20 protein-coding genes are annotated in these 17,431 nt (G+C 55.8%); 14 read left to right on the top strand and 6 right to left on the bottom strand.

Annotated elements, in window-relative coordinates; all coding sequences use genetic code 11:
* Positions 1-9: 9 nt before the first annotated feature.
* Genes H6B31_RS03825 through H6B31_RS03810 form a run of 5 tightly spaced genes read left to right on the top strand, consistent with a single transcriptional unit; the run spans position 10 to position 5,053 of the window.
* A complete protein-coding gene (locus tag H6B31_RS03825) occupies positions 10-1,320 on the top strand; it encodes an McrC family protein (RefSeq protein ID WP_243418829.1) in 1,311 nt (436 codons plus the stop codon).
* Between the two features lie 54 nt (positions 1,321-1,374).
* Complete coding sequence (locus H6B31_RS03820; RefSeq protein ID WP_204897282.1) at positions 1,375-4,095, top strand: DEAD/DEAH box helicase; 2,721 nt, start codon at positions 1,375-1,377, stop codon at positions 4,093-4,095.
* Positions 4,096-4,142: 47 nt separating this feature from the next.
* On the top strand, positions 4,143-4,487 hold the full coding sequence (locus H6B31_RS17080) for a GDSL-type esterase/lipase family protein (protein ID WP_243418828.1): 345 nt from the start codon (positions 4,143-4,145) through the stop codon (positions 4,485-4,487).
* Positions 4,488-4,676: an SGNH/GDSL hydrolase family protein gene (locus H6B31_RS17075; RefSeq protein ID WP_243418827.1), complete on the top strand. Its 189-nt coding sequence runs from the start codon at positions 4,488-4,490 to the stop codon at positions 4,674-4,676. It begins immediately after the preceding gene.
* Positions 4,673-5,053 (top strand): rhodanese-like domain-containing protein, encoded by a 381-nt coding sequence (locus H6B31_RS03810; RefSeq protein WP_204897281.1) that lies wholly within the window; start codon positions 4,673-4,675, stop codon positions 5,051-5,053. The genes H6B31_RS17075 and H6B31_RS03810 overlap by 4 nt, the downstream gene beginning before the upstream one ends.
* 118 nt (positions 5,054-5,171) lie before the next feature.
* On the opposite strand, the gene H6B31_RS03805 is transcribed toward H6B31_RS03810, so the two are convergent.
* Positions 5,172-5,984: a DUF6076 domain-containing protein gene (locus H6B31_RS03805; protein WP_243418826.1), complete on the bottom strand. Its 813-nt coding sequence runs from the start codon at positions 5,982-5,984 to the stop codon at positions 5,172-5,174.
* A gap of 657 nt (positions 5,985-6,641) precedes the next feature.
* On the opposite strand from H6B31_RS03805, the gene H6B31_RS03800 reads away from it, so the two are divergent.
* The 4 genes from H6B31_RS03800 to H6B31_RS03785 all read left to right on the top strand — a co-directional run bounded on the left by H6B31_RS03800 (position 6,642) and on the right by H6B31_RS03785 (position 8,371).
* Positions 6,642-6,854: a helix-turn-helix domain-containing protein gene (locus H6B31_RS03800; protein ID WP_204897279.1), complete on the top strand. Its 213-nt coding sequence runs from the start codon at positions 6,642-6,644 to the stop codon at positions 6,852-6,854.
* Positions 6,851-7,282: a helix-turn-helix domain-containing protein gene (locus H6B31_RS03795; protein WP_204897278.1), complete on the top strand. Its 432-nt coding sequence runs from the start codon at positions 6,851-6,853 to the stop codon at positions 7,280-7,282. The genes H6B31_RS03800 and H6B31_RS03795 overlap by 4 nt, the downstream gene beginning before the upstream one ends.
* 2 nt (positions 7,283-7,284) lie before the next feature.
* A complete protein-coding gene (locus tag H6B31_RS03790; RefSeq protein WP_204897277.1) occupies positions 7,285-7,632 on the top strand; it encodes a hypothetical protein in 348 nt (115 codons plus the stop codon).
* A 328-nt stretch (positions 7,633-7,960) separates the two neighbouring features.
* Positions 7,961-8,371 carry a hypothetical protein gene (locus H6B31_RS03785; protein ID WP_204897276.1) on the top strand — a complete coding sequence of 137 codons (411 nt, stop codon included), beginning with the start codon at positions 7,961-7,963 and terminating at the stop codon, positions 8,369-8,371.
* Between the two features lie 51 nt (positions 8,372-8,422).
* On the opposite strand, the gene H6B31_RS03780 is transcribed toward H6B31_RS03785, so the two are convergent.
* A complete protein-coding gene (locus H6B31_RS03780) occupies positions 8,423-8,878 on the bottom strand; it encodes a hypothetical protein (protein ID WP_191523685.1) in 456 nt (151 codons plus the stop codon).
* A gap of 253 nt (positions 8,879-9,131) precedes the next feature.
* Between H6B31_RS03780 and H6B31_RS03775 the strand changes: the two genes are divergently transcribed.
* The 3 genes from H6B31_RS03775 to H6B31_RS03765 are packed head-to-tail and all read left to right on the top strand — an operon-like array spanning position 9,132 to position 12,222.
* Positions 9,132-9,434, top strand: a complete 303-nt coding sequence (locus H6B31_RS03775) for a DUF6809 family protein (protein WP_204897275.1) — start codon at positions 9,132-9,134, stop codon at positions 9,432-9,434.
* Between the two features lie 3 nt (positions 9,435-9,437).
* On the top strand, positions 9,438-10,646 hold the full coding sequence (locus tag H6B31_RS03770; RefSeq protein ID WP_204897274.1) for a tyrosine-type recombinase/integrase: 1,209 nt from the start codon (positions 9,438-9,440) through the stop codon (positions 10,644-10,646).
* Entirely contained in the window at positions 10,639-12,222 is a 1,584-nt protein-coding gene (locus H6B31_RS03765) for a tyrosine-type recombinase/integrase (protein ID WP_204897273.1), read from the top strand. The genes H6B31_RS03770 and H6B31_RS03765 overlap by 8 nt, the downstream gene beginning before the upstream one ends.
* Positions 12,223-12,396: 174 nt before the next feature.
* Here H6B31_RS03765 and H6B31_RS03760 read toward each other — a convergent pair whose 3' ends face one another.
* The 4 genes from H6B31_RS03760 to H6B31_RS03745 all read right to left on the bottom strand — a co-directional run bounded on the left by H6B31_RS03760 (position 12,397) and on the right by H6B31_RS03745 (position 16,519).
* Positions 12,397-14,367: an oleate hydratase gene (locus tag H6B31_RS03760; protein WP_204897272.1), complete on the bottom strand. Its 1,971-nt coding sequence runs from the start codon at positions 14,365-14,367 to the stop codon at positions 12,397-12,399.
* A gap of 149 nt (positions 14,368-14,516) precedes the next feature.
* Positions 14,517-15,077 (bottom strand): TetR/AcrR family transcriptional regulator, encoded by a 561-nt coding sequence (locus tag H6B31_RS03755; protein WP_204897271.1) that lies wholly within the window; start codon positions 15,075-15,077, stop codon positions 14,517-14,519.
* Position 15,078: 1 nt separating this feature from the next.
* Positions 15,079-15,651, bottom strand: coding sequence for an SGNH/GDSL hydrolase family protein (locus H6B31_RS03750; RefSeq protein ID WP_204897270.1), 573 nt, complete (start codon positions 15,649-15,651; stop codon positions 15,079-15,081).
* 718 nt (positions 15,652-16,369) lie between these two features.
* Positions 16,370-16,519, bottom strand: coding sequence for a hypothetical protein (locus H6B31_RS03745; RefSeq protein WP_204897269.1), 150 nt, complete (start codon positions 16,517-16,519; stop codon positions 16,370-16,372).
* A gap of 321 nt (positions 16,520-16,840) precedes the next feature.
* Between H6B31_RS03745 and H6B31_RS03740 the strand changes: the two genes are divergently transcribed.
* Both H6B31_RS03740 and H6B31_RS03735 read left to right on the top strand, forming a co-directional pair.
* Positions 16,841-17,083: a type II toxin-antitoxin system RelE/ParE family toxin gene (locus H6B31_RS03740; RefSeq protein WP_346014031.1), complete on the top strand. Its 243-nt coding sequence runs from the start codon at positions 16,841-16,843 to the stop codon at positions 17,081-17,083.
* A 32-nt stretch (positions 17,084-17,115) separates the two neighbouring features.
* A complete protein-coding gene (locus H6B31_RS03735; RefSeq protein ID WP_204897268.1) occupies positions 17,116-17,388 on the top strand; it encodes a helix-turn-helix domain-containing protein in 273 nt (90 codons plus the stop codon).
* Positions 17,389-17,431: the final 43 nt, after the last annotated feature.

Genomic DNA, 17,431 nt, shown 5'->3' with positions numbered 1-17,431 from the left:
TGAGCTCCATTGAGACAATATACCATTCAGGAATACATGGGGTTTACCCGGAATGGACCACCGCGGGCAGGTATGATCTCTCTGCCGGAACATGCCTTTGATCAGCTAGAGCAGTTTATTCTCTCCAACCGGTATGAAAGCTCCAGTGCCCAGCCGCTGGAGTTGATGAGTCTGAGCGCAAGGCCTGGCATAGGTAAGGTGATTACCGCCAAAAATTATGTAGGAGTAATCACCACCAGAGACGGAACAGAGATTGAGATCCTACCCAAACTGACGCTGGCGGGGGATAACAGTGACCAGGCCGTCCGCAAAGTGTTTCTCACCATGCTGCGAACGGTCCAAGAGGCTCCGTTCAAGAAATTTCGTACTGCTCACCTGAATACTTCCCGCATGCGCTTGTTGGACCTGTTTGTGCGTATGTTTCTGGATGAGGCACACCGGCTGATTCAACGCGGCTTAAAATCGGATTATACGGTAACGCAGGACAATGAATCTTGTGTCCGTGGAAAAATCATATTCTCGGAACATATTCGAAAAAATCTGCTGCACCGGGAGCGAATCTTCATAGAGTACGATGTGTTCAGCGTGGACTGCCCGGAAAACCGCCTGGTCAAGTCTACAGCGCTCTACTTGCAGCGACACACCACGGATTTGCAAAACCGTAAGGATCTGCGGATTGTGTTATCCGTCATGGAACAAGTTCCGGTGTCCAAAAATGTGGAGCAGGATTTTCAGCGCTGTGGGCAATCCCGCTCCATGGCAGATTACCAGCGACTTCTGGAGCTGTGCCGGGTATTTTTGCAGGGAAAGAGTTTTACTGCTTTCTCTGGTGGAGAAGCCGCACTGGCACTTCTCTTTCCCATGGAGCTCGTATTTGAAAGCTATGTGGCGGCAGTCTTACGACAGCATTTGGATTCCAAGCAATATCGAGTTCATGTTCAGGCAAAAGGCAAATATCTCTTTGAACTACCACAAAAACAGTTTGCCCTACGGCCAGACTTGGTGATTGAAGATTTGAATAGCGGAGAGCAGACCGTATTAGATACCAAGTGGAAACTTCTATCTCCCCAGTGGCACAATTATGGAATCTCACAGGCCGATATGTACCAGATGTACGCATACCAGAAGGAATATAATGCAAAACAGACGGTATTGCTTTATCCGAATTGTGATGCAATGGCAGATCAGAAAAATCCTATCTACTATTCTTCTCCCAGTGGGAGTCTGGTCAGAGTACAGACATTGCTTTTAGATTCTCCACTTGCTATGGCCGAAGCGGTAAAACAACTGCTGGATACAACACTCCAGCCTTCAAAATAGTAACTACGGCCAATCACAAGCAGAAATCGGCAAAACGTGAGAAGGAGGTTTGCGATGGATAGCAGAAAATATATGCTTCTGGTCAATGGCCAGGATAAGAGCGACTCCGTCGCCAGCTTCCGCTTTCAGGACAGCATGTGCGAGGTGATCTATGCCAATTCCCCAAAGGCCTATCACTACCGTGCCGAAAAAGTACAGCTTCTGAAGGTACAAAGCCGGATCGATCCCTCAGATCTCATCATTATTGTTGATGGTGATACCATTCAGCAAGTAGATGAGATTTTGGATTTTGGCCCCTTTTACCGTTTTCTCCGAACAGGAAAAAAAGCCCTTACATACTCAAAAGGCCAAGTGGAACTCCAGAAAAACTGCCTGAAGAACCAGAAGCAGGCGGGCGTTTTTGAATACTTCAAAGAAACAGCAGCGGAGGTCAGTCTGGTAGCCGAAGGCGGCCTCAACATCCTGAGCACCCAGTATGAGCGGATCAAAAGTGTCAGCGATGCAACCGTGTTGTCCTGCTATCTGGATTCTTCGAAGAAGCCCACCGTGCAGGTGCTCCCTGAGGCAGTCATTTACCCCTTTGGTCTGAACCAAAGCCAGAAAACAGCGGTGGAGAACGCCCTTTCCTCCCAAGTCAGTATCATCCAGGGGCCTCCCGGTACCGGGAAAACACAGACCATTCTGAATATCATCTCCAATGCGGTTCGAAATGGTCAGACGGTAGCTGTTGTCTCCAACAACAACTCTGCCACCTTGAATGTAGCGGAAAAATTGGAGAAGAAGGGTCTCTCTTTCCTGACTGCTTTTCTGGGGAGCCGTGCCAATAAGGAGCACTTTCTGGAGACACAGACTGGACAATACCCAGATATGTCGGCTTGGGTTCTGGAGCAGGAGGAGAAGTCACAGCTGGATCAGGAGGTGACCGTCCTCTCTAAAGAACTCAGTGAGATGCTCAACGCGAAAAACCGCATTGCCACCATCGAACAGGAACTCCTCCAACTGACGCCGGAACAACACTATTTTAGTGAGTACTACAACACCTATGCCCAGGCACCAAAGGATGCGGTGAAGGGTCTCTCCTCCCAAAAGATTTTATCCCTTTGGTTAGAGTACGAGCAGCATGCCCAGCAGGAGAGTAAATTGGGTCTGCTCCAAAAGATATCCATTCTCTTTCGCTTCAATCGCAGTGCGCTGAAAGTGTTCCTCCAGAGGCCGGAACTGGTGATCCCGTACCTCCAGCGGCAATTCTATGTGGTGCGCCGACAAGAATTGACGGAAGAGCGGGCTCAACTGGAGAAGAAGCTGGAGCAATATGCATTTGACGAAAAGATGGCAGAACTGACGGAAAAGTCTCTGCGGTTGTTCCAGGCGGAACTGAGCGAAAGATTCGATTGGCGAAAACCACGTCGACGCTTTGAGATACGGGATTTTCGCGGAAAGTCCAGGGAATTTAATCGGGAGTATCCAGTGATCTTAAGTACGACTTACTCCATTAAAGGCACACTAAACTTTGAACATATTTATGACTACCTGATCGTGGACGAGGCATCCCAGGTAGACCTGGCCACTGGTGTACTGGCTTTTGCCTGTGCTCGCAACATCGTCATTGTGGGAGATCTCCAGCAGCTTCCCAATGTGCTGGACAGCAAAAACTTCCAGGACAGCGAGGCGGTCTGGTCGCGGTATTCTCTCCCGGAGATCTACCATTTCTCTGCCCACAGTCTGCTCTCCTCTGCCATTGCCACATGGCCGGAGGCTCCCACGGTTCTCCTGCGGGAACACTATCGCTGCCATCCCAAAATCATCAATTTCTGCAACCAGAAATTCTACGGTGGGAAGCTCATCGTCATGACAGAGGACCATGAAGAGCCGGATGTCCTGACCATGTATCGGACAGCGCCTGGCAACCATGCCCGAGGTCACCTGAATCAAAGACAGATCGACGTGATTCGGCAGGAGGTACTCCCAAATCTGACGAGACAGGGGTATGAGAGCATCGGGATCATTACACCATACAGAGATCAGGTGGCGGCAATCCAAACACAGCTGGGCAAGGACCTGGAAGTAGCCACCGTCCATAAGTTCCAGGGCCGGGAGAAGGACGCCATCATTCTCACCTCGGTGGATAATGTTATTACCGACTTTGTGGATGACCCCAGAATGCTGAATGTAGCAGTATCCCGGGCAGTAAAGTCTTTAGCTGTCATTACCTCCCAAGATCCAAGGAACGATTGGACTAACTATGGTGATCTGGCCCGCTATATTGAGTACAACAACTGTGCGGTGATTGAGAGTGCGGTCTACTCCGTTTTTGACTTGCTCTATCAGGGGTATGCCGAGCAACGACGAGCCTTTCTGAAAAAGCATGGGCGAGTTTCGGAATATGACTCGGAAAATCTTCTCTATGCAGTAATCCAGAATGTTCTCCAGAAGGAAGAGTTTTCTTTTGTGGACTGTGCGGTCCATGTGTCGTTGGTCAATCTGGTGAAAGACTACTCCATGTTGACAGAGGAGGAAACCGCATACGCCCGCAATCCCCTGACCCATGTGGACTTTCTCTTGTTCCGCAGGATGGACAAGTCTCCTCTGTTGGCGGTAGAGGTAGATGGCACCGCATTCCATGCTACAGGAAGCACCCAGGCAGGCAGAGATGAAAAGAAAAACCGCATTTTTGAACTGTGCGGTATCCCGCTGTTGCGACTCCGGACAGATGGGAGCGGTGAAAAGGAACGAATTGAGCAGGGGCTGAGGGCAACGCTCTCCATAGGTCAGTGAATATATCAAAGTTCCCCCGATATCACGCAGAAAAGAGGAAACACACAATGAATGTCATCTGCTTCGGTGACTCCAACACCTACGGATATGACCCCCGAGGCTATTTCGGCGGGCGCTATGACGTGGACTGCCGGTGGGTGGACATCTTGGCTGCGGAAACCAGCTGGACCGTCTGCAACATGGGGCAGAATGGCCGGGAGATCCCCACTGTTGCCCCCTCCTTCCCTGCAGACACGGATCTGCTGATCGTCATGCTTGGGACCAACGACCTGCTTCAGGGCAGAAGTCCGGAACAGGCCGCTGAACGGTTGGAGCGGTTCCTCTCTGGCATCCCCCTGGATCGAAGCAAGATCCTGGTGATCGCCCCGCCGCCGGTGAAACGGGGCACGTGAGTGTCAGACCAACAGCTCATTAACGATTCCCGCACCTTTGCCCGGCTCTGTCAAGTCCTGGCGGAGCAGCTGGGCATCCGCTTTGCCGACGCCGTGAAGTGGGATATCCCCCTGGCTTACGACGGTGTCCACTTTACGGAGCAAGGGCACAGAGCCTTTGCAGCCGGACTTTTGGAGGTACTTAAATGAAACGAATTCTGCCCATGCTGATTTCTCTTCTGCTGGTGTTGACTGGGTGCAAGGGAAATACCTCAGACGGATACCAGCAGATCACCCAGGAAGAGGCCAAAGAGATGATGGACACCCAGGAAGTCATCATCCTGGATGTACGGGAGCAGGATGAGTACGACAGCGGCCACATCCCTGGCGCGGTCCTGTTGCCGGTGGGAACCATCGACGAGGATACCGCCGCAGAGGTGATCCCTGAAAAAGATTCCACGGTGCTGGTCTACTGCCGCAGCGGGAACCGCAGCAAGACAGCATCCTCTGCCCTGGCGGAACTGGGCTACACCAACATCTACGAATTCGGCGGTATCAATACCTGGCCCTATGAAACTGAGTCATAAACTCGGAAATGACAGGTGTAAGCACGAGCACGCGTCTCAAAATCTGCATTGCCTATTCAAAAGAATACGGGATCGGCTGAATCGCCGATCCCGTTGTTCATTTTCTGCCGACTTGTCCTTACGACTCCTTCAGCCACCGCTCAAATTCTTTCAATGTGAGTGCCCCTACGTCGCACTCGCTCCTTTTCTCTCTGGCCTGCTCGCTCCAGGCGGAGAACTCCTCCTGGGTCAGCTTTCCGGCCTTGATCCGGGCAAAGCGCTTTTTGTACTCCTTGCGGTAGGCCTTAAACACCAGATCATTGGACCGCTTCAGTTCCCACGCCTGGGAAGCTCCCCTCTCCCGGCAGGTCTGCTGACCTTCGGCCACCGGGCGTTCACAGTACTCTGCACTGACCCGGCCGGTCTGCGGAAAATAGCGGCCACAGCTTTTGCACCGCCGGACGGTGATGCCCCGTTCCACGCAGCTACGCAGGGAGTAGTCAATCATATCCAGGAGCTCCGAGGCGTACAAAACCGAAGCACACCGATCTGACTCCACCGGTTCGAAGCTCAGCGGGATCGGGCGGAAGGCGAACATGCCCGGGCGGATGGGTTCGCCATCCAGGTACTGCAGGAAGGCCTGCTTCTGGGGATCCCGCCCCGCCTTGTCCACGTCCAGCACCAGGTCAAAGAAACGTTGGATCTGCTCCTGGTACCGTGGGAGCTGCTCCGGCAGCTGACGCAGTTCCGAGAGCATGTTCCAGTCCTCCTCACTGCCCCAGTCCTGGTCAAGTCCCATGCAGTTCATCCGCTCAAACCAACGCACGTACAGAAGGCGAAAATAGATGTGCCGGGCCGCCAGCTTTCCCAGTTCCATCATGGCTGCTGTCCCCGCCTCCCGGTCACCCTCGGCAATTCTGCGCTCCCAGCTGTCGCCAATCTTCTGGAACATCGGTGTAAGCTCCCTGCAGTCCAGTTCCAGGAACGACAGCAGACTCTCCAGAAAGGGAAGGACCTTCCTTGCGGAGGGTGCCCCCTGCACCCCATACGCATCGAACTCAAAAATCTCATGTCTTCCTGAAACGTACATTTTCGCGTACCACATAGCCACCTCCAAAATCGACATATCGAAAAATTATTTTATAATAAGTCTTGACAGATGTCCGCTCCTGGGTTACGATAATGTCGCGGAGCTGTCTAATTAAAAGTTACGGTAAGTCTACCACCGTAAGGGCAATTTGTCAATGGAAAGACAGCCGCAAAGTCACTGCACCTTGACAAGGGAATACCCATCACCAGAGACGATACTCCCCGGAAAAGTAATGCCAGGACACTGCCGCAGGGCTCCGACAGCCGAGCGTACCAAAGGGAAGGAAACGCCGTGAAGGTCAGACAAGGCCGCAGGGCAGGAACGGGTATGGTGTGTGGCAAGCAATTGATCTATAAAGGAGGACACACATGACAGTTTCGAACATCCGCAAAACCGCCGCAGCAGTCCGGCGGTCAGCTGTGTTTCGGAACACACAACGTGAATCTGTGTTTCGTCCGACAGAGAGGCCTCCGAAACGCAGGAAATTTTCTCTGAATTTTTTCTCGGAGGGAACTAATTTTGATCGTATCCAACTATAAGCACTATGAGGAGCTCCCCTTGTTCCTCAACGCGAAAACTGTGGCACAAGTACTGGGCGTGTCCATCTCCACCGCCTACGAATTGTTCCACGAACCCGGCTTCCCCACGCTGCGCGTGGGCAGCCGAATGGTGGTCCCCAAGGAGAAGTTCATCCAGTGGGTAGAGCTGCAGTCGGGAGGTGACGCCACATGAGCCGGCAGACCTGGACAAAGCGCGACCCCATCAAAAACTACTTCCCCCTCCCCAACGAGATCTACTCTCTGGGACTATCCCCCGGTGCGGTGGTAGTCTACGGCTACCTGATGCGCCAGGAGGACCGGAAGACCTACCAGTGTCTGGCCAGCTACCGAACGATTGGGGAAGCGGTGGGAATGAGCGTCAACACGGTGCGCAAATATGTAATCGAGCTGGAGGACCGGGGTCTGATTCGAACAGAGCGCACCACTGTTACCACCTGGGACGGCCGCACCCGCAATGGCTGTCTCCGCTACCACATCCTGCCCATCCAGATGTCCATCAACCAGTTTTATGAGGGACAGATCCAGGAAGCTGAGCGTGCAATGGAACAGTGGAAAGCAGATGAACGTCTGAATCAGTACACAAAGCGGGGAGGTATATGACCGTGTGGCACAAGCTCATGGACGCGCTCCTGGAATCGGACCCGCTTCTGGCCGCCAAACGTACAGCAGACATCAAGAGATACACCGTCCGGCGCTGGCAGAAAATCCACGGCACTCCCCTGGACGCACAGCAGGTCCAGCTCTATCTCTGCGACGTCCGGCACGGAGATCTCACCCAGGAACAGCGTTTGTTCGTGAAACAGTGCCAGGAGGAAATAGACGTATGTTACCGGTCGGCCCTTTTTCGACTTCTGGTATCGGGAGAGATGGTGCGGCTGCACTTGGCCTCCGACATCGGAGAGGCCGCCGCTCTCCTCTCCCCTGCCGTCCCGGCCGCCTCTGAGCCGTAATCGCCCCGTGTGGCCTCCTGTACGCCTGCGTGTGCCTTTTTCTCTCACAGCAGGAGCCCGGATACCCCCGGCTCCTGTCCCCCAGTTTTCCGCCGGATTTGCGGAGATTTGGGCCGTTGGATTTGAGTACAAGGAAAAAGGGGCGGACACCTGGCCGGTGCCTCCCGCCCCGAAAACACCGGACCCGCAGGGCGGGCCGGCGGTACCGGTCACAGCGTCGCTTTTGGCAGTCTGGTACCCAATACCGGTGCGGAAACCAACCAAAACTCCAGAAAAATCAAGGGGTTCCGAAGGTACACCCTTGGTACCGGGGAGGTGAATCTATCCTATGTCCGAAAAACGCGTTAAGGCGGGAATCGCCCTGACCCCCAAGCACCTGAAACTGTGCGACGAGAATCTGACACGGGCCGGCGTCCGCTCCCGCAACAGTTTTGTGGAACGGGCCATTGAGTTCTATGTGAACTATCTGCTCACCCAGGAGCTGCCCCAGCTCCACAGGGACGGCTTTGACACAAACCGATTCGAGACCCTGTGCAAATCCCTGGGAACAGGCCAGTACAAGATGGCGGTGGAGCTGGCCACGGTGGCCCGTCTGCTGTCCACAATTCTGAACACCAACAGTGAGGAGCTGCGCTGGATTCGGGAGGACAGTGCCCAAGAGGTCAAGAACCTGGGCAGCGTGCCAACCTTCCAGAAGTGCTGGCAGCGCCAAATACAGGGCCATCCTTTCACAGAGTGACACCGCACATGAGCAAGCCGCCTCCCGCACCAGCGGGAGGCGGCGCCCCAATCATCTGATCCCAAGCAGGAGCATCACTGCCACACCCACCGCGATGGGGAACAGGAGAAAGAAAACTTGAGCGAATCCGCTTCGCTTTTCTTTGCTGCGGAATGCTCTGCCGGGATCATCCAGATAGTACAGCTGGATCTGCACCGGCGGGACGGCGCGCTCCAGGTATTTGTACTGATACTGTTTTCCGGAGACCTCATAGGCGTAGGTGGCGTGATAGTGCGAGGTGGTCTTCTCATCAGGCGTGACGCCGTCATCCCAGTATTTGATCCGCTTGGCCGTCACCACATGGCCCAGGGCGACTGCTTTCTCCACGCGCCTGCTATGGGGCGGATGGGCATGGGACCACCGCACCTCCAGGATAAAGAGGATAACAGTGACGGCGATGCCGACCACGGCACCGGGCTGGAGCACGGACGTTCCGAACTCTTCCATTAGTGCAATCACTTCCGCCATAGGATCTCCGTCCCCCTGCTCTGCACAGTCTGTATGAAAATCATATCACAGCGGCGGCGGGGAGACAAGGTGTTTGATAGCCCGTACCAGAGTTTCTGAAAATGATAACTTTCTGAAAATAGTTGCGGTTGGGGGTGGCTATTGGGAGGAAGTTCGGGTATTGTGTGTTGCTGATAGGAGCCCACAGGCTCCATGCATGCGAACAACCGAGCGAAGCGAGGCGCTTGGCGAGTCGTAAAAGGAGGCGGCACACATGCGAGACACACTAGAAAATCTGTATTTCGGATCCATCACCCCCAATGAAAGACAAACCAGACCGAACTCGTCCCTGCAAAAAGCCATAGACCAATCGGAGGAGTGCGAAGAGAAACTTACCGCCCGTCTGGAGGAACAAGATAAGGTCCTGCTGCGGCGGCTCCTCAATGCGGAGAATGAGATCTGCAGCACCATGGCACTGGAGCAGTTCATCCTGGGCTTCCGGCTGGGAGCACGCATCGTCCTGGAAGCACTGGACGAGGACAACGGCGAACTAAGCAGCATCTATAAGGAGGAATAGACCATGACAAAGCGACGGCCATCCGGCGACGGCATGGTCCGAAAGCGGGAGGACGGCCGCTGGGAGGGCCGCATCGTGGTGGGCCACAAGCAAAACGGCGAGCCCATCTTTCGGTATGTCCTGGCGAAAACCCAGAAGGAACTGCTGGACAAGCTCCACCGGGACCTGGAGGCCTTTCAGGACGTGGAGCTCACCGAGGACAGCCGCATGACTCTGGGGGAATGGCTGGACCGGTGGATGGAGGACTACGGTGCGGCCACCCTGCGGCCCAACACCCTGCGCAGCTACGAGCAGTTCATCCTGTGCTACATCAAGCCCTATCTGGGGGATAAGATCGTCTCCCGGGTGACCCGCATGGACATTCAAAAGCTGTACCGAAAACTGAAACACGAGGGCCGTGTCCGCGAGCACCCGGAACACGGGCACGAACTGTCGGACACCATGGTGCTCCGCATCCACGCCATGCTCCATCGGTGCCTGAAGGACGCGGAGGCCGCCCATGTGATCGCCCGGAACCCCACCGACGGGGCTGTGGTGCCCAAGGCCAGCTATAAGCCCAAACAGATCCTCACAAAGGAGCAGATGGACATCTTCCTGGCGGCGGTAGACCGCAGCGAGATCTGGCGTGACTTCTTCTACACGGAGCTGACCACCGGCCTGCGGCGGGGCGAGATCTGCGGTCTCATGTGGCAGGACTTCGACGAGAAGGCCGGAACGCTGAGGGTCCTTCGGTCGGTAAATGTCCCCAAGGCCGGAGAGCTGGAGATCGGCGAGACGAAGACCAGCCAGGGCCGGCGGACCATTCGTCTGCCGCCCAGCACCGTCCAGCGGCTGAAGGAGCGGAAAAAGCACGCCGTCAGTCAGTGGATTTTCCCGGAACCTCTGGCTCCGGAGAAGCCGGTACGCCCCAGTGCCGCCTACTACTGGATGAAGCGAATCTTAAGAGAGGCGGGGCTGCCTGCGATCCGATTCCACGATTTAAGGCACACTTTTGCCACCCACGCCCTCACCAGCGGCGTGGACACCAAGACCCTGTCCGGTATCCTGGGCCACACCAACGCCAGCTTCACCCTGGACACCTACACCCACGTGACGCCGGACATGCAGCAGGAGGCCAGCCACATCGTGGGCGGTTTCCTGGAAGATCTCCTGGGGGAAGACCTGAAACCGTGGCAAAGAGACAGGCCGGAGGGAGGTGCCCGCCATGGGTAAGCGGCGTAAAAAGGGCGAGGGCTCCGTCCGCCAGCGGAACGACGGCCGCTGGGAGGGCCGGGTGGTCATCGGCTATGACGAGAAGGGCCTGCCCAGAACGAAAAACGTCCTGGCCAAGACGAAACGGGAGTGCCAGGAGAAGCTGAAACAGCTCCGGGAGACGGTGACCGGCCCCAGGACGGAGAAGGTCCGGCCGGAGATGCCCTTCGGGGAGTGGCTGGACTTCTGGTACCAGAACTATGTGAAACCTCAGATCCGCCCTACCACCCAGGCCAACTACGAGGCGAAGATCTATCAGCACATCATCCCGGAGCTGGGGAAGATCCCCCTGAACCAGCTGGCCCAGAAGGACCTCCAGCAGTTCTATGCCCGGATGAAAACGGGCGGGCGGCTCATCCGCACGGAGCAGTTCGGCAAGGGCCTCTCCGACTCCATGGTACGCGGCCTCCACGCCGCCTGCCGGTCCGCGCTGGAGAAGGCGGTGCAGGAGGAACTGATCCGCACCAACCCGGCGGTGGGCTGCAAGCTGCCGCCCAAGCGGGGCAGGGAAATGCAGGTGCTGGGCCGGGAAGAGCTCCAGCGGTTCCTCATCCAGGCACAGGCAGAAGGTTATTTCGAACTGTTTCTTCTGGACTTATGCACCGGCCTGCGCCGAGGAGAGCTACTGGCTCTCCAGTGGGACGATCTGGATTTCAAGACCGGGGCCCTGACCGTGAACAAGCAGGTCTACGAGGTGAAGGGACAGCTCCAGGTGAGCGTCCCCAAAACCAAGGCGTCCATCCGCAGGCTGGTCCTGCCGCCCGGCGTGGTGGAGGTGCTGCGGCAATACCGGGAGACGGTGGACTCCCGGTGGATGTTTTCCTCGCCGGTCAAAGAGGACATGCCCATGACGCCGGGAGCGGTGCGCCGGCGGCTCCAGATCATTTTGGAGCGGGCCGGGTGTAAGAGGATCAGATTCCACGATTTACGCCACACCTTTGCCACCCTGTCCCTGGAGAGCGGCATGGATGTGAAGACCCTCTCCGCCATGCTGGGCCATGTGTCGGCGGCAACCACCCTGGACATCTACACCCACGTCACAGGGGATATGCAGACCGAGGCGGCGGCCAAGATCGACCGTGGTCTGGGCAACGAGGTACAGGCGGAATCCGTTCAGGCAGAGCAGGACTTGGCTGCGAACTTCCAGCCGGTGCTGAGAAAAACCCGGAAGCCCGGCACCGGGTGCATCACCCAAATCAATGACCACCTGTTCGAAGGCCGCTACTCCCCCACCTGGCCGGACGGCACCAAGCATTCCAAATGCGTCTACGCCCACACTCGGGAGGAGTGCGAGGCGAAACTGAAGGTGCTGATCCAGCAGATGAATGCGGAGCGGCAGGCCTTGCGGGACAAAATGCGGGGCATCGCTCCGCCGGACAAGCTCACCAAAACCCAGAAGAAGATCTGGATGTACATGAAGTTCCACCCCAACGTGACCAGTTATCGGGCCATCGCCAAAGGCGCCGGGGTGACGAGGCACACGGCGGCGAAGTGGTATGCGATGATGCAGGGAATGCTGGGGGGGAATCTGAAATAGAGGAGGATCGTATCATAACTCGATACGATCCTCTTTCATTTGTCATTATATCAATGTTTTCAATCTCATGACGGGCGACGATCTTTGAGAAGGAGTCCCCGGTTAGGGATGAAAGTATTCTGGGTAACGGTCGTCTCCTCGGTTTTCAGGACGCAGAATGGCAGAACCCAACGGTCACATGTTGTCCCGGAGCACGTCCTGATCCCGCAGGACCTTCTCGATGACGGTGCCCCGGACCGCCCTCAGCAGCGGCTTTTTCAGCAGTTCCAGAGGACCGGGCAGCGAGACATCCAGCGGGGACCTGCCGTCCATCAGGCAGACGGTGCTGTGCAGCAGCTCCCGGATGTCGTACACGCTGCCCCACACCTCGGGCACGCCCCGGTCCACCCCCAGCAGGCCGTAGACGGCCTCCATGGCGGTGCGCACGGAGTACTCGGTGGTGAACACGGTGTCCCGGGGGGTATCGGCGAACTGGCCCAGGAAGGCGAAGTTCACACAGCCGTCGGGGATCACATCGGGCCGGTCTCCCCTGGTCCGGGGCATGAAAAAGGCGGTGATGTAGGGCATCATGGTGGGCACGCACACGGCGCTGTGGGCGGCCAGGTCCGGGATCTGCTCCACCGGCACGCCGATGTGGTAGAGCCACTCCTGGGTGATCTCCTTCCCGGTACACTCCTTCATGGGCTTTTTCACATAGTCGCCGGGCACGTCGGTAAAGAGGCCGTACACCCAGACGCACACTCGCTCCGGCTCCTGCTCCTTAAACTGCCCCTGGCGGTTGATGGTCCAGCTCAGCAGCCACTTGGAGTCCTGACAGCTGACGATGCCGCCGGTGACCACCTTCCCGGTGCGGGGGTCTCGCTTGCAGATGTTGGTAATATAGGGGAGGATCTTGTCGTCCAGGGTGGTGATGGTGGCCGACTCCCAGTTGGTCTTGGAGATGTCGGAGCAGAACTTCTCCGGCCGTCCAAAGGCGGGATCCTGCTTGGCGATGTTCTTCCACAAGCTCCAGCAGCCGCTGGTGCGCACCTCCGCGTCCCCGTTGGGGGCGTGGTCCTGGTCGCCGTAGATGGTCCCCTCGGTGCAGGAGCCGTTGGTGACAAACACCAGGTCGCTCTCCGTGAGGACAATGCCCTGCTCCGCGCCGTTGACCCGGCACTCGATGGCGGTGGCCGTCTTTCTGCCGTCCCGGATGTCGAAGATCACGTTGGTGACCTCGGTACCGAAGCGGAAGTCCACCCCGGCGGCCTCCAGGTACTTCTGCATGGGCAGGATTAGGGACTCATACTGGTTGTACCGGGTGAACTTCAGGGCGCTGAAGTCGGGGAGTCCCGCGATGTGGTGGATGAAGCGCTGGAAGTAGAGCTTCATCTCCAGGGCGCTGTGCCAGTTCTCAAAGGCGAACATGGTCCGCCAGTACAGCCAGAAGGTGGAGGAGAACACCTCGTCGTCAAAGACGTCCTCGATGGTCTTGTCGTACAGGTCCTCGTCCGGGGTCATGAAGAGCTTCATGATCTCCATGCAGCCCTTCTGGCTCAGGTTGAACTTCCCGTCGGTGCGGGCGTCCCGGCCCCGGTCCACCGTTGCCCGGCACAGGGAGTAGTTGGGGTCGTGCTTGTTGAGCCAGTAAAACTCGTCCAGCACCGAGGCCCCCGGCTTCTCCAGGGAGGGGATGGAGCGGAACAGGTCCCACAGACACTCGAAGTGGTCCTCCATCTCCCGGCCACCCCGCATCACATAGCCCCGGCTGGGGTCGAAAATGCCGTCGCAGGCCCCGCCGGCCACGTCCATGGCCTCCAGGATGTGGATGTGGTCCCCGGGCATCTGCCCGTCCCGCACCAGGAAACAGGCCGCCGCCAGGGCCGCCAGGCCGCTGCCCACGATGTAGGCGCTTTTGTTCTCCACCCCCTCCGGCTTCTCCGGCCGGGCGAAGGCCTCATAGTTGCCGTTGGTGTAATAGATACCCTTGCGGTTTTTCTCGTGTTTCCCCAGCTCTGTATTCCGATAGGAGGCCGGGGCGCAGGTTTCAGGCCCGGACTTCTCCGCCGCTTTTTTGCCGCCGCCCCCCTTCTTTGCCAGAACTACCGCCGCGCCCGCTCCAGCTACAGCCGCCGCTGCAGTCAGTGCTCCCAATTTCTTATCCATGTCAGATACCGCCTTTCCGATCCTGCCGCTTCTGCGGGCCGGATTCATTTTGATGGCTTGATTTTACTCCCTGCAAAGCATTTCTTCTATTTACAATCCGGGCCCGATGATCAAAAACTAATCATCGGGCCCGGATTGTAAAGCGGCTCTTATTCTGTTTCCGAAAAATTTCGGATGGCGTTGGCGATACTGCCCCGCATGGCGGCGCTGATCTTTCCCGTCAACACCTGGGGATCGTCGGTCATTCCTTGGCGAATCCAGTCCAGCATAACCCCTACAAAACTGTACTTGTAAAATTCCGCAATAAAGGACTTATCCTCCTCAGAGATGGCCGTCCCCCGGCTCTGCTCTTCCACCACGCCCCGGATCAGGCCATAGGTCAGCTGATAGAGGAACCGCTCCATCTGCTCCCGGCTGATACAGCGGTAGGCGTTGAGGATGAAGGGCCTGTTTTCCTGCACTGCCTCAAAGATCTGCAGAAGCCCCTCCTGCCAGGTCTCGTAGGTCTTCTTCCCCTGGAGGGCTTTGGACGCGTCCTCGATGCAGGCCCACTCCACCAGGTCGTAGATGTCCTTGAAGTGGTAGTAGAAGGCCATGCGGCTGATGCCGCAGTCCTCGGTGATGTCCCGGATGGTAATCTTGTCCAGGGGCTTTTTCAGCAGCATATGCTTCAGGGATTCCTCCAGAGCCTGCTTTGTGGTGTTTGGCATATTACTGCGCCTCCTTTTCGTGCTGCTGGATCACTGCCGCAATGGTCTCCGCCGCAATATGAGAGCCCAGCTCACTGGGATGAACGCCATCGGCAGCATAGAGGTCCTGGGGATCGGACCACTCGTAAAACCGTCGGCCCACATCGGCGATCAGGGCGTTATTTTCCAGTGCCGCCTTGTGGTAGGCCTCGGACAGCTTTCGGGCCATCTCGTCGTAGTCCCAGCCCTTGTCCGTCAGCTTGGCTCCGCCCCTCTGATAGGCCCAGGTGGCGAACAAAATTGGGACTGCCCCGTTTGCCCGAATCTGCCGGCAAAGCTGCTCCACGCTGGAAAAGAAGCTCTTGGGGGAGGTGATGGGGCCGTGGCTCATCTCCTGGAGCACCACATAGTCCCACTTCTCCTTTTGGAGCGCCGCCTGGGTCTGACTGCCCAGCCTGGTGCTGGGGTTCAGCTGTTCCGACAGCCGCGCCCCGCCCCGGGTGTGGTGGACCACCTCCGCCCCGGTCAGTTCGGCGAGCATCTGAGGCATATTATTGGTGAAGATAAAGCTGTTGCCCAGCATGAGGATCCGCATGGCGCTGCTCCTTACTCGTTTATTTCACTGTTTTCCACTGCCATTATACACGGCTCCGCTGAGAGGAACAAGGCCGGGAAGCGCGATGGGCCTATCAGATTTTGCGACGCAAGATTCAAAGATAAGGCTGCGACCGCGTGAACTGATCGTGAATAGGTGGTCATGACCCCATATTTCAAAATTTGTACAGTTTGTTTTTGCTTCTTTCTGGGACGAATTGTGGCTTAGACGGACAAGAAGCTTTGTTTACAACGAAAATTCAAAACAAATCCGAAAAAGTGTGTTGACCACATTTGAGACCATATTTGTGCAGAACGTTAAACAAATTATTGTTTGAAAAGTTATGAAAACCGCCTCAAAACATCAGTTTTTAGGCGGTTTTTGGTCCGAGTGGGGAGACTCGAACTCCCGGCATCTTGCTCCCAAAAATATGTCCGTCCTTTCAAGGAGTACTTTTGTACCCTGTTTAACGCTTCTCAGTGCTCCGGCAATTCCTCTTTAGAACTCTTTTGCCCTGCTTGTTTCAAGAAAACCTTTCGCCTTTTGGGATTTATGTGGGATTGGATTCTGTGTATTAAAAGATGTTCCGTCCGGTTTGAGGGGGGGACAGGCTAAATCACCTCAAAACAGAGACGCAAAAACTGCGCCGCATAAACAGAGAATAAAACCCTGGCGTGTGATACATTGTCCTTAAAATAGGTCTTACCGTTGCCTGTCTCTACCTCAATAGATAGTTAATGCCCGGCCCGGCCAGGGTATTGGAGAGCTTCAGGACGCCCCGCCGTTGGCCGGTGCGTAGATTGTCCAGGATACGGGCGTTGGTGAGTTTCGGCACCAGCGGATGGTTCCGAAAGCCGATATCCGTCATGTTCAACTCCGTCTGGACATTGGTCATATCGCCCAGTCTAGGCGGTAGGTGGTGGTGCGCATGGGCTGGCTGTTAAATACATCACAGACCTCCGCTTCCGCCTGAAAGGGCTGGTGTTTGAATTAAAGTTTCATATTATCATCTTAACATATCATATATGATATTGACTCGGTATATCCTATATAATATACTCTGCGTAGATCAAGTTAGGTGGTGATTCAATGGATGTTGCGCTTTATTGCACACGATCACGCAAAGAGGTGGTACAGGAGTTTCTGGATAGCCTGCCCTCTAAAGACTTGGCAAAGGTGATCCGGGAATATTGAGCTTCTGGCGCAATGTGCTCCAGACTTACATGAGCCCCATACAAAACATATTGATGGGCCGATTTGGGAGCTGCGCTCGAAATTTTCCAGCAACATCTATTGTATCTTCTATTTCATCTGGGATGGGAATAAGCTGGTACTGCTCCACGGCTTTACGAAGAAAACCCAAAAAACACCGCCGACTGAAATCGCGATTGCAAAGAAGCGGATGGAGGATTATCAAAGCCGGGCACAATAAATATGCCCAACACAAAAAGGAGGCCGCATCATATGGACTTTAAGGAGTATAAGGCAAAGGTATTTGCTGAGCGCCCCGAAGTCAAGGAGGAGTACGATGTGCTGGCGCCTCAATACGAGATCATTCGTGCTGAAATTGAGAGCCGCAGAGCCATCGGCATGACTCAAAAACAACTGGCCGAGAAAATGGGGACGGCGCAGGCCAATATCTCCAGATTTGAAAGTGGAACCTACAACCCTTCCCTGGCCTTTCTGCAGAAAATGGCAGACAGTTTGGGGAAAACCTTAAAAATATCTCTGGAGTAATCAAGGGCGGAGGCGAACAGCTTCCGCCCTTGATTTTTAAATG

Origin of the sequence: Pseudoflavonifractor capillosus (assembly GCF_016899775.1) — a bacterium.
In the GTDB taxonomy this organism is placed as follows: domain Bacteria; phylum Bacillota; class Clostridia; order Oscillospirales; family Oscillospiraceae; genus Lawsonibacter.
Note: the sequence above shows the minus strand (reverse complement) of the source record. Positions and strands in the feature narration are given on the sequence as shown.